The sequence below is a fragment of the Phenylobacterium sp. genome (assembly GCF_031425575.1).
Taxonomy (GTDB): domain Bacteria; phylum Pseudomonadota; class Alphaproteobacteria; order Caulobacterales; family Caulobacteraceae; genus Phenylobacterium.
Genome location: NZ_JANPJP010000009.1, coordinates 28,584 through 41,308, shown reverse-complemented (window position 1 = coordinate 41,308; position 12,725 = coordinate 28,584). Strand labels below are relative to the sequence as shown.

The window sequence follows — 12,725 nt, the reverse complement described above, 5'->3', positions numbered from 1 at the left end:
GCCCCACCGTCAGCAGGGCGACGGACGCCGGAATAGCGACGGCGTTCGAGATCGACCAACGGCGCGCCGGGGCTTCGAAGCCACTCTTGACCGTCATGTGGTCGCCAATCCTGCCGGAAGCCTCGTGACCCGTTTAGCGTGTGAGGATTAATCGATCATGGTCAGGCGGGAATTTCTGCCCTGACGGCGGCTGCGAACCTGGGATCGAGGGGGTAGAACCGCGGGGCGGGTGCGGATTGGCCGCCCACCGCTGTGGTCGCCGTCCGGGGTGAAGCTGCTTGGCGAGTCGCTATGGCCTCGAGATCCGCGCCGCCGACAGCACCGACGCGCCAGGGGTCGCCGAGCTGCTGCAGGTGGCGGGGCTGCCGGCCGCCGCCGTGGCCGGCCGGCTGGAGCGGCTGAAGGCTGAGCGGGCCACGGTCCTGCTGGCCATCGAGTGGGGACCGCCGAGCGGGCTCATCGTCTTCCATGCTCGCCAGACCCTGCTGGCCACCTGCCCTGCGCCTTCGTCAGCACGTTCATTGTCGGACCCGACGCACGCCGCCGCGGGATCGGAAGGCTGTTGCTGAAGGCCGCCTCCCAAGCCGCCCGCAGCGCCGGTTGCGGAGAGCTGCACCTGTCGGTTCCCGTGGGCGAGGTTGGCTTGCGCGCCTTCTGCCAAGCCACCGGTTTCGATGAGCAGGACGCCGGCTTCGTGCGGGCGCTGCGCAAGCGCAACTGACGGCTAGATCGCCCGCGCGCGGCCCTCCCAGTAGGGGGCGCGGACCTTGTTGCGCTGGATTTTGCCGGCTTCGGAACGCGGCAGGCTGGTAGCGAAGTCGATCTGGCGGGGGATCTTGAACTTGGCCAGGTTGGCGTGGGCGAAGGCCAGGATCTCCTGCTTCAGAGCCTCGCTGGGCTCGTAGCCGGCCTTGAGCTGGATCACCGCGCGAACCTCCTCGCCGCGTTCGTCGTGGGGCACGCCTACCGTGCAGGTGTCCTCGACGGCCGGGTGCTTGATCAGCTCGTTGTCCACCTCCTGCGGGTAGATATTGACCCCGCCGGCGATGATGGTCTCGGCGTTGCGGCCGGTGAGGAACAGGTAGTCGTCCTCGTCGAAAAAGCCGATGTCGCCCATGGTGAAATAGCCGTCGCGGCGGTTGGCCTCGGTCTTGGCGTCATCCTTGAAGTAGTCGAAGCCCCCCTGGATATCGAGGCGCATATAGATGGCCCCGGCGACGCCGACAGGGCATTCCTCGCCGGCCTCATCCAGGATGCGCGCGGCGTGCGGCGCGGGCCGTTTGCCCACTGTGCCCGGCTTCCTCAGCCATTCCTCGGAGCTCACCACGAAGCCCACCCCGCCCTCGGAGCCGGCGTAGTATTCGTTCAGCACCGGCCCCCACCAGGCGATGATGGCGTGCTTCACCTCGGGCGGACACGGCGCAGCGCCATGGGTGATCTTGCGCAGGGAGCTGAGGTCGTAGCGGCCCCTCACCTCTTCTGGCAGGGCCAGCAGGCGCTGGAACATGATCGGCACGAAGTGGCCCCGCGTGATCTTGAAATCCTCGATGGTCTTCAGGACCAGCTCGGAATCCCACTTGTCCATTAGGACGGTGGGCACCCCGTTGGTCAGGGCGCGGCGCACGTCTCCAGCCAGGGGCGCCGCGTGATAGGCAGGGCCGGTGCAGAGGTGGATGTCGGTCTCGCGGTCATAGGTCTTGTCATGGCCCGGCACGACGGCCTGCGGCTTGTGCACCCCCTTGGGCCGCCCGGTGGTGCCTGACGAGTAGAGCATGGTGTAGCCGCGGACGGGGTCGTCGATGTCGGCGGGGGAGAACCGGGCCAGGGCCGCCTCGTAGCCGACGAACCCCGGCAGGTCCCCACCGATGGCCACCTTCAGCTCCAGGTTCGGGCTATGGCTGGCCGCCGCCACTGCGGTGGCCACATCGGCGTCGGCGAACAGGGCCTTGGCCTCGCAGTTTTCGATGATGTAGGCGATTTCGTCGGCGGTCAGGTGCCAGTTCACCGGGCTCATGCGCACTCCCACCCGCAGGGCGGCGAACAGCACGTCGGCGAACTCGACCCGGTTAGAGCACAGCAGGGCGATGGAATCCCCAGGCCCCAGCCCCTGCGCGCGCAGAAGGCGGGCGATCCGGTTAGCGTTGGCGTTGAGGTCAGCGAAGGTCCGGGTGCGGCCGTTCAACTCATGAACCGCCACCTTGTCGGGCTGCAGCTGCGCCCAGACGGCGGGCGCCATCCCGACCTCGATCGCCGCGTTCAGGCGCGCTTCCAGATCAACAACCGAAGCCTGGCTCATACCCATTCTCCCCGCCCGGCATTGAGCAGCCGGTTCGGCGCCATCTTCCGGAACCCGGCGCGATGACGCAACGGCATTCCGCAACCGGCCGGGATTGAACCGGGCTTTAGGCCGCAACCTGTCGTTGGGAAAAAACTGCGGAGGTCGGCAAATCCTGCCACGGCCAAGGCCGCAACCGAAGATGCAAGTCACTGATTTTCAATGCTTATGCTCAGATCGGGAAGACAGGCACAGCCCTTGCACTCATGGTTCATGGGCGCGTATCGCGACGCCCGCGTATGGGCTGGCATGCACGGACACGACAGACACATGGACCGCACGGCGCGCCACGGCGCCCTATGCCGCGTCCTGTCGTCGGCGTCGGGACGCGCGGCGTGACCTCCATCGTCTCCTCCTACACCCCGGCCCAGATCGCCGGCCTCTCGCGGCAGGAACTGGAGTCCTTGACCCGCGCCGACATGGCGGCGCTGAGCTTCAGCCAGATCGGCGCCCTGACGGCGACGGGAATGGAGGCCCTGTCAGGCGAACAGCTCCAGGCCCTGTCCACCAAGCAGGTGACCGCGCTGGCGGCGACCCAGATCCGTGCGCTGTCCACCAGTCAGATCGTCTTCAGCGCGGCCCAGCTGGCGGCGTTCAATGGGACCCAGTTCCAGGGCTTTGAGGCCGAGGACATCGCGGCCTTCACCACGACCCAGATCAGGGGCCTGACCGCCCGCGAACTCTCAGCGGCGACCGCCGACCAGGTGGACGCCTTCTCCTCCACCCAGATCGCGGCGATGAGCGCCACTCAGATCCGCGGCTTCACGGCCACCGAGGTCGCAGGTCTGGACGATCAGCAGTTCACCGCCTTGAGCGCAGGCCAGGTGGGCGCCCTCACTCCAACCCAGATCAAGGCTCTCAGCACCACACAGATCGCGGCGCTCAGCACCATCCAGGTCAATGGCCTGACCGCGGCCGGACTGGAGGCGATGACCGCCACCCAGGTGAGCGCCCTGACGCCCGAGCAGATCCCCGCCATATCCGCCGGCGGGTTCCTGGGCTTCACCGGCGCCGATATCGCCAGCTTCAGCAGCGAACAGCTTGGCGCCCTGACCCCCACCCAGATAGGGCGTCTGTCGACCCCGCAGGTCCGCGGCCTCACCGCGACCCAGGTGGCAGGTCTGGACGACACTCAGCTCGCCGCCGTCACCACAGTCGGGATGGCGGCCCTCAGCGCGAGTCAGGCCGCGGCCTTCACCCAGGAGCAGGTCGCAGCCCTCACCACCACCCAGATCAAGGGCCTCTCCGCAGTGGCCCTGGGCGCGCTCTCCGCCGACCAGATCGACGGCATGTCCGCCAGCCAGATGGCGGCGCTCTCGGCGACCCAGCTGCGGGGCTTCGACGCCGCCGACACCGCCTCCCTGGACGCCGCCCAGCTCGGCGCCCTGAGCACCCTGCAGATGGGCGCCTTCAATGCGACCCAGATCCGGGCGCTGAACCCCGAGCAGATCGCTTCGCTCAACACGACCCAGATGAAGGGGCTCACCGCCGCCCAGACGACGGCGATGACGCCGACCCAGATCGCCGCGTTTACGGTCACTCAGATTCCTGACCTGACGGTCGCGGGGCTCTCCGGCCTCACGGCGGCCAATATGGCGGGTCTGAGCCCCGAGCAGCTGGGCGCCTTGAGCTCCGGCCAGATCAGCAAGCTGTCGGCCATGCAGGTGCGCGGGCTGACGGCGACCCAGATTCCCGCCCTGGCCGACACCCAACTGGCCGCCCTGACCGCCGGCGGGATAGCGGGGCTGACCTCCACCCAGGTGGCGGCCTTCAGCGAAACCCAGATCGCGGCCCTGACCACCACCCAGGTCCGAGGCCTGTCGGCCGCCGCCGTCGGCGCCCTGTCTGAAGCCCAGGTCCGGGCCATGTCGGTGAGTCAGGTCGCGGCCCTTACCGCCACTCAGGTCCAGGGCCTGACCGCCACCGAGGCCGGCGCCCTGACCTCGGAACAGTTGGCGGCGCTGAGCAGTGTCCAGGTGGCCAGTCTCACGGTCACGGCGATCACCGGCCTGACCGAGACAGACATCGGCGCCCTGACCGCCACCCAGGTGCGAGCCCTGAGCGCCGGCCAGATCAGCAGCCTCTCCACCACGCAGGCGGCCAGCCTGCAGTTGACCCAGCTCGCCGTGCTCAGCGCCCTGCAGATGAAGGGTATCGCGGCCTCCGACTTGAGCGCCCTGAGCGCCGACCAGGTCGCGGCCTTCTCCGCCACCCAGATCGCGGCGCTTGGCGCCGGTCAGATCCAGGCCCTGACCTCCGCCCAGGTGGCCGGCCTGAGCACCACCCAGGTGGGTGGCATGGCGGCCACCCAGATCGCCGCCTTCACCTCCGCCCAGGTCGAGGCCCTGGCCACCACCCAGCTCGCCGCCATCACGCCGGGCGCCTTCACGGGCCTAACCGCCACCAATATGGCCCAGCTGCGCACCGAGCAGTTGGGAGCGCTGACCACCACCCAGATCACCAGGCTGTCGGTCTCCCAGCTGCAGGCCCTGGGCGACACGCAGATCGCGGGCCTGGCCGACACGCAGCTCACCGCCCTGACCGCTCCGGAACTGGCGTCCCTGTCCGGAACCCAGGTCGCGGCCTTTACCCAGCTGCAGATCTCGGCGTTCACCACCACCCAGATCCGCGGCCTCACCGCCACCAGCCTCGGCTCGCTGACGCCTGAGCAGATCGGCTCGCTGTCCACCACCCAGCTCCAGGCCCTCACCACCGCTCAGCTCAAGGGGTTCACCACCACCGACGCCGCGTCCCTGACCACCGCCCAGTTCGCGGCCCTGTCTGAGACCCAGGTGGCGGCCCTGTCGGCCAACGTGATCGGCGGCCTGACCCTCGACGAGGTGGCGGGCCTGAGCACCAGCCACCTGGCGGGCCTGTCCACGGCTCAGGTGGGGGCGCTGTCGGAGGAGCAGGTCGCGGTCCTCTCGGCCACCCAGCTCGGCGCCCTGGGCGCCACCCAGATGCGGGGCCTGAGCAGCGAGGCCCTGGCGGCCCTCACCGCCAGCCAGTTCGCCACCTTCTCGGCCACCCAGATAGCCGCCCTGAGCACCAACCAGATCAAGGGCTTCACCGGCGACGAGATCGATGACATGACGGCCGAGCAGCTCGCGGGCCTCACGGCGGCGCAGCTCACCGGCCTGTCGGCTACGGCCATGGCGGCCCTGTCCACCACCGACGTCGCGGCCCTGACCGCCACCCAGATCAAGGGCCTGGCGGCCACCACACTGGCGGCCTTCTCGCCGGAGCAGCTCGGGGCGCTGTCGACCACCCAGATCCAGACCTTGAGCGTCGCCCAGGTCCGGGCGTTCACCGAGGAGCAGGCCGGGGCCCTCACCAGCGACCAGATCGCAGCCCTGCACACCACACAGGTTGCAGCCCTGAGTACGACGGCCATCGCCGGCCTTACTCCCGAGGACGTCGCGGGCCTCGCCTCCACTCAGATCGGCGCGATGGTGGCCGCCCAGATCCAGGCCTTGTCCGGCGACCAGGTCGAAGCCCTGACCACGACCCAGATCGCAAGCTTCACCGCCCTGCAGCTCAAGGGCCTCACCGCCACGTCCCTGGGCGCCCTCAGCGTCGCCCAGTTCGCCGCCCTCTCGGCCAGCCAGATCGGCTCCCTGACCTCGGCCGCCATCGGTGGGCTGAGCGCCGAGCAGGTCGAAGCCCTGACCACCACCCAGCTGGACGCCTTCAAGACCACCGGGATCGCCGGCCTCACGGACGTCCAGGTCGCCGCCATGAGCGCGGCCCAGGTGGCCAGCCTGGAAGCCAGCCAGATCGGCGCCCTGACCCCCACGGCGATGGCCGGCCTGAGCGCGGCCGAGATCGCCGCCCTGACGGAGAGTCAGATCGGCGGTCTGACGGCGACTCAGCTCGGGGCCCTTTCGGCCGAGCAACTGCAGGGTTTCTCCGCCTCGCAACTGGACAGGTTGACCACCCGGCAGGTGGCGGGCCTCAACATCACCAACCTCGGCGCGCTCTCCAATGAGCAGATCGCCGCCCTGACGCCCTCGCAAATCGCGGCTCTCAGCGCCACAGCGATGGGGGGCCTGACCCCGACCCAGGTCGCGGCTCTGAGCAACACCCAGATTGACGCCCTGAAGGCGGCCGGCGTCGGGGGCCTGACCTCGACCCAGGTGGCGGCCATGACCGATGGGCAGATCGCCGGGCTGGCGGCGACCCAGATCGCGGCGCTCAGCGCCAGCGCGGTCACCGGCTTCAGCGCCGCCGACATCGGCGCGCTCACCTCGACCCAGGTCGCCGCGCTGAGCGCCACCCAGATCGGCGCCCTGTCGGACGATCAGGTCGACGGGTTCGACACCACGCAGCTTCGCGGTCTCAGCGCCAAGCAGATCGCCGGGCTGTCCAGCACAGCCATCTCGGGATTGGCTCCGGAGAGTATCGCGGCTTTCACCACCACCCAGATTTCGGCCCTGGTCGCCACCCAGGTCGCCGCCCTGAGCGCTGAGGATGTGCGGGCCATGACGGGCGCGCAGATTGCGGCCCTGTCGGTCTCAGGGGTCGCCGGCCTCGCCGACACCCAGGTGGCCGCCCTGAGCGCCACCCAGATGGCCGCCCTCATCCCCACCGAGATCGCCGCCCTAACCGCCACCGCGGTCTCGGGGCTGACGTCCACACAGATCGCCGGGCTTTCGAAGGAACAGCTGGCCGCGATGACCCAGGGTCAGATCGCCGCCATCTCCACCGCCAGCATCGTCGGCCTCACGCCAACTGAGATCGCGAGTCTCAGCCTCACCCAGTTCGGCGGCCTGACCCCGACCCAGGTGGGCGCCTTCACCCCGACCCAAATGGCGTCGCTGACCGCGACCCAGGTGGCGTCCCTGACGCCGGCTAAGGTCAGCGGCCTGACTCCGACCCACATCGCGGCCCTGACCCCAACTCAGTTCGCCGCCCTCAGCCCCACCCAACTGGCCGCCATGTCGACGACGGGCGTCACCGGCCTGACCTCAACCGAGATCGCGGGCCTGACCAGGACCCAGCTGGCCAGCTTCACCGCCACCCAGATCGGCGCCCTGACTTCGACCCAGTTCGCAGCCTTGAGCCAGACCCAGCTGGCCGGCCTGACCGCCACCGGGGTCAACGGCCTGACCGCCGCCCACGTCGCCAGCCTGACGCCCACCCAGATCGCGGCGATGAGCACCACCCATATCGCGGCCCTGTCGGCGAGCGGCGTGTCGGGCCTGACCGCCGACCAGGTCCCGGCCCTGTCGGCGACCCAGATCGCAGCCTTCACCGCCACCGAGGTCGCCGCCCTGTCCGCTCGGGCCATTTCGGGCCTGTCGACCGAGGACATCGCCGGCCTGACCTCGACCCAGTTCGCGGCTCTGACCCCGGAACAGGTCCGTGCGCTCTCCACCACCCAGGTGGCGGGACTGGGGACCACGCAAGTCGGCCTGCTGGACGCCTCCGATGTGAGCAGCCTGACGCCCACCCAGATCGCGGCCCTGACCCCCACTGGATTTGGCGCCCTGACCCTAACCCAGATCAAGGCCCTGTCGGCCGCCGGGATCACCGGCCTGACCGAGCAACAGATCACCCAGATGACCCTTACCCAGCTCGGCGGCCTGACCACCGAGCAGATCGGGGCGCTCACCACCACCGAGATCGGCTATCTCACCGCCGCCGAAATGGCCGCCATGACGGTCACCCAGCTCAGCGGCCTGGTCCGTATGCAGTTGCGGGCCTTGAGCGAGAGCCAGTTCGATGCTCTCAGCACGACCCAGGTGGCGTCCTTCAGCGCAACCCAGATCGCCAACCTTGAATCCACCGACCTGAACGGCTTCGAGCCTACCCAGTTCGAGGCCCTGACCTCGACCCAGGTTGGGTCGCTGACTCCCACCCAGCTCAACAGCCTGAACGCGACCATGATGTCGTCCTTCACCGATCGGCAGCTGGTGGGCCTGACGGTCACCCAGGTGGCCAGCCTCTCGATCACCAGCATCAGCGCCCTGACGCCCCGCGAACTGATGGCCCTGAACGGCGCCCAGATCGACGCCTTCACCCCGACCCAGATGGCCAGCATCACGCCAGAGCAGCTCGCGGCCATGCAGGCCGGCTCGTCCTGATCCACGCCGCTGAGACTTGAGGTCGCGCGCTAGGCGCCCGCGGCGACAGCTGCCGCAGCGTCCTGCTCGATCAGCACCAGGGCCTCCAGCATCAGCGCGCGCATCGCCTGGCTGGCGCCCTCGGCGTCGCCGGCCAGGATAGCGTCGGAGACCTTCTGATGGTCGGCGATGCTGGCCAGGCGCACGCCCTTGCGGCGGTTGGTCAGGCGGATGGAGGTGCGCAGGGCCACGTCGATCAGGTCACGCATCTGGGCCAGGAAGCGGTTGCCGCTGGCCCGCAGGATGGCGACGTGGAAGGCGATGTCGGACTCCAGAGGATCATCCTCGCCCCGCTCGGCGGCCTTCATGCGGTCCAGCCCCGCGATGATCGCGGCCTTGGCCTCGTCGCTGGCCAGGCGCGCGGCCATGGAAGCGGCCATGGGTTCGATGGCGAGGCGAACCTGGGTGAACTCCAGCAGCAGAGTCGGCGAGAACTTGCGCTCCAGAAACCAGCGCAGCACGTCGGGATCCAGCAGGTTCCAGTTGGCCTCCGGCTCCACCCAGGTGCCCTGGCGGGGGCGAGCGTTCAGAAGGCCCTTGGTGGTCAGCATTTTGACCGCCTCGCGCAGCACACTGCGGCTCACCCCCAGGCGCTTGCAGAGTTCGGCCTCGATGGGGAATGGGTTCTGCGCGCCATAGACGCCGCAGACGATCTCCTGACCCAGGCGCTGGACGATGTCGTGGGTGAAGCTACGGCCGTGGGTGGTCCTCATCGGCGGATCGCCGGCGCGTCGCGCGCGACCAGGTCAGCGTGCGAAATGAGACACCTCCAGGCCCGCAGCTTGGGTGCGGTCTCGAAAGCATGTTCCAGCTTAGGCCTGACGGTCAAGCGCGCAGGGCTTGGACGTTATCTTGCGCCGCCCGCAGGAAGGCGCCCGGCGCCAGGGCGGTGACGTCGCCCACCACGATCATCACCGGTCCCGCGCCAGTGGCCGCGGCCAGCGCCGGCAGGTCCTCCAGCGAGCCGCTGATGAACCGCGCCTCGGGGCTCCCGACATTCTCGATCACCGCCACCGGCGTAGCGGGCGCACGGCCCGCCGCGACCAGCCGGGCGCGGATCTGCTCGGCGGCGGCCCCGCCCATATAGACGGCCAGGGTGGTCTCCGGATCGGCCGCGCCGTCCCAGTCAGCCACCAGCCTGCCCGCCGTCAGGGTGGCGGTGGCGAACACCAGGCGGCGCGCCAGGCCGCGATGGGTCAGGGGGAAATCGAACTGTGCGGCGGCCGCGCAGGCGGTGGTCACCCCGGGCACGATCTCCACCGGCACGCCGTGGGACTTCAGGAAAGCGCTCTCCTCCCCGACCCGGCCGAAGATCGAGGGATCGCCGCCCTTCAGCCGCACCACCTTCAGGCCGCGCCGCGCCAGGCGCAGCATCAGGCGGTTGATGGTGTCCTGCGCCATGCTGGCGCGCCCCGCCCGCTTGCCGGTCTGGATGCGGATACAGTTGGCCGGCGCGAGGTCCAGGATCTCGGCGCCGACCAGGGCGTCATAGAGCAGGGCCTGGGCGCCCTGGACCGCCCGCAGGGCGCGCACCGTCATCAGGTCGGCGGGTCCAGGACCCGCGCCCACCAGCTGCACCTGACCAAGATCATGCGGCATCCTGGGTCTCCTTGAGGGTATTGAGGGCGGCGATACGTCGGGCGATCTCGGGGCGGCAGGAGCCGCAGTTGGTCCCGGCTCCCGTCGTCGCGCCGATGGCCTCGACGGTGGCGGCGCCGCCTCGGACGGCGTCATCAATGGTGCGGGTGCCCACCTTCAGGCAGGCGCAGACGATGGGGCCCTTGTCGATCACGGGACCGGCTGGGCGTCCGAACAGCAGGGTGGCCCGCGCAGCGGAGGGGACGTCCTGTTCGAAGAGGTCGGCCAGCCATTCGCGGGGCGGCAGAGCGCCGCCGGTGGCCATGAACAACACCCGCTCCAGCCGATCGCCGGAGATCCAGGCGTCGCGTCGCGCGCCGGTGGCCGGGTCGCCATAGCTCAGCAGCTCGCCCGCCGGCTCACCGATCCAGCGGCGCAGGGCCTCGCGCTCGTTCTCGTCCCCGCGCCCCGCGAACTCGTGCAGCGTGCAGGCGGTCTGCGGGATGCGCCGCCAGATGAGGTCCGCGCCCTGCGGCGAGGCGAACCCCTTGCGGTCGATCAGAAAGCCCTTCCAGGTCTCGCGATAGGCCCGCACCCGGGCCGGCGTGTGCTTGAACTCCGGCTGGCCGGAGGTCGCGTCGACACTGGGCGCGATCAGGGGATTGGACCGGCCCGACGGAGCGTAGGCCTTGGTCCAGTGGATGGGCATGAAGACGCCGCCCCGCCGCTGACGATCGGTCAGCCGGGCGATGGCCACCGCCTCGCCGCGCACCGTCTGGACGCGGGTCAGGACACCCTCGGTCACCCCCACGGCGGCGGCGTCCTCCGGGTGGATTTCCACGAAGGGTTCCGGCGCATGGCGCCACAGGTCGGCGGCCAGGCCAGTGCGGGTCATGGTGTGCCACTGGTCGCGGATACGGCCGGTATTGAGCGACAGGGGGAAGGCCGGATCGCAGGCGGTGGCGGGCCCCTTGGACGCCACGGGCATCATTTTGGCCCGGCCGTCCGCGGTCTGAAAACGTCCGTCGGTGAACAGTCGCAGGGTGCCCAGCCGGTCGGCGCCCACCGGCCACTGCACCGGGGCCAGCTCGTCGTAGCCCGCCTGCGACAGGCCCACGAGGCCTGAGAGGTTCAGGGTGCGACCGAGGTTCTCGAAGGCGGTCAGCCGGGTCCATTCGCGGAAGACGCTGGCCTGGCTGGCCCACGAGAAGGCGTCGCCAAAGCCCATGGCGCCCGCCACCTCGGCGATGATCCGCCAGTCGGCCTTGGCCTGGCCCGGCGCGGGGAACAGGGCGCGCTGGCGCGAGATGCGGCGCTCGGAATTGGTGACCGTGCCGTCTTTCTCGCCCCAGGCCAGGGCCGGCAGCTTCACGTGGGCGAAGGCCATGGTGTCGGTGTCGGCTATGCAGTCGGAGACGACGACGAAGGGGCACTTGGCGAGCGCCTCGCGCACCCGCCCGGCGTCGGGCATGCTGACGGCCGGATTGGTGGCCATGACCCAGATGGCCTTGATGCGCCCGTCATGGACGGCCTCGAACATGTCGACGGCCTTCAGGCCGGGCTTGGGAGAGGTCTTCGGCGCGCCCCAGAAGCGGGCCACCCGGGCCACGTCGTCTTGAGCGAAGTCCATGTGGCCGGCCAGGGTGTTGGCCATCCCTCCGGTCTCGCGCCCGCCCATGGCGTTGGGCTGACCGGTGATGGAGAAGGGGCAGGCGCCGGGCTTGCCGATCCGCCCGGTCGCCAGGTGCGCATTGATGATCGCCAGCCCCTTGGCCACGCCCTGGGCCGACTGGTTGGCGCCCATGGAGAACAGGCTGACCGTCTTGGGCGTGTCGGCGAACATCTGGAAGAAGGTCTGAAGGTCGGCCAGGTCGAGCCCGCAGTCGGCGGCCACGGCGGCGGGCGACTGGTCGGCCTGGGCGAGCTCGGCGTCCACGCTGGCGAAGCCGTTGACGTGCTCGGCGATGAAGCCGCGGTCGATGGCGCCGCGCCGGATGAGGTCGGCCAGAAGGCCGTTCCAGAGGCGCACGTCCATCTGGGGCGCGAGCGGCAGATGCAGGTCGGCCACCTCGGCGGTATCGGTGCGGCGCGGGTCGATGACCACGTGCTTCTGGCCCCTAGCGCGCTGGGCCTCCACGCGCCGGAACAGCACCGGATGGGTCCAGGCCGCATTGTGGCCGCTGAACACCACCAGGTCGGCGAGATCCAGGTCCTCGTAGCAGCCGGGCACCAGGTCGGCCCCGAAGGCCTGCTTGTGGGCCGCCACAGCCGAGGCCATGCAGAGCCGGGAATTGGTGTCGATATTGCCCGAGCCGATGAAGCCCTTCATCAGCTTGTTGGCGACGTAGTAGTCCTCGGTCAGCAGCTGGCCCGAGACGTAGAAGGCCACCGAGTCCGGGCCGTACCGGGCGATGGTCTGGGCGAAGCGGCGGGCCACCAGGCCGGTGGCCTCGCTCCAGCCCACCTCGCGCTCGCCGATCATGGGGCTGAGCAGGCGGCCTTCCAGCCCCACCGTGGCCCCCAGCGTCGAACCCTTGGAGCACAGCCGGCCTTCATTGGCCGGGTGGGCGACATCGCCGCTCACCGCCAGGCTGCGCGCCGGGGCCGCCACGCCCGAGACGCCGCAGCCCACGCCGCAATAGGGACAGGTGGTCTTGACGGCGGGGACGAGGGAACCGTCGGCCACG

General features: G+C 69.9%; 7 protein-coding genes. 3 read left to right on the top strand and 4 right to left on the bottom strand.

Translation table 11 applies throughout. The features are described from left to right. Window positions 1-278: 278 nt before the first annotated feature. Together RMO97_RS00490 and RMO97_RS00485 are read left to right on the top strand one after the other, a co-directional pair. Window positions 279-569 (top strand): hypothetical protein, encoded by a 291-nt coding sequence (locus RMO97_RS00490; RefSeq protein ID WP_310538610.1) that lies wholly within the window; start codon window positions 279-281, stop codon window positions 567-569. Continuing rightward, window positions 494-721 carry a GNAT family N-acetyltransferase gene (locus tag RMO97_RS00485; protein ID WP_310538609.1) on the top strand — a complete coding sequence of 76 codons (228 nt, stop codon included), beginning with the start codon at window positions 494-496 and terminating at the stop codon, window positions 719-721. The genes RMO97_RS00490 and RMO97_RS00485 overlap by 76 nt, the downstream gene beginning before the upstream one ends. A 3-nt stretch (window positions 722-724) precedes the next feature. Here the strand turns inward: RMO97_RS00485 and RMO97_RS00480 are convergent, their stop codons facing one another. Then, window positions 725-2,296, bottom strand: coding sequence for an AMP-binding protein (locus tag RMO97_RS00480; RefSeq protein WP_310538608.1), 1,572 nt, complete (start codon window positions 2,294-2,296; stop codon window positions 725-727). 374 nt (window positions 2,297-2,670) lie between these two features. Between RMO97_RS00480 and RMO97_RS00475 the strand changes: the two genes are divergently transcribed. Further along, window positions 2,671-8,421, top strand: a complete 5,751-nt coding sequence (locus tag RMO97_RS00475) for a hypothetical protein (protein WP_310538607.1) — start codon at window positions 2,671-2,673, stop codon at window positions 8,419-8,421. A 29-nt stretch (window positions 8,422-8,450) separates the two neighbouring features. Here the strand turns inward: RMO97_RS00475 and RMO97_RS00470 are convergent, their stop codons facing one another. The 3 genes from RMO97_RS00470 to RMO97_RS00460 all read right to left on the bottom strand — a co-directional run bounded on the left by RMO97_RS00470 (window position 8,451) and on the right by RMO97_RS00460 (window position 12,724). Further along, window positions 8,451-9,173, bottom strand: coding sequence for a FadR/GntR family transcriptional regulator (locus tag RMO97_RS00470; protein ID WP_310538606.1), 723 nt, complete (start codon window positions 9,171-9,173; stop codon window positions 8,451-8,453). Between the two features lie 112 nt (window positions 9,174-9,285). Continuing rightward, window positions 9,286-10,059 (bottom strand): uroporphyrinogen-III C-methyltransferase, encoded by a 774-nt coding sequence (gene cobA / locus RMO97_RS00465; RefSeq protein WP_310538605.1) that lies wholly within the window; start codon window positions 10,057-10,059, stop codon window positions 9,286-9,288. Next, window positions 10,049-12,724 (bottom strand): nitrate reductase, encoded by a 2,676-nt coding sequence (locus RMO97_RS00460; RefSeq protein ID WP_310538604.1) that lies wholly within the window; start codon window positions 12,722-12,724, stop codon window positions 10,049-10,051. The genes cobA and RMO97_RS00460 overlap by 11 nt, the downstream gene beginning before the upstream one ends. Window position 12,725: the final 1 nt, after the last annotated feature.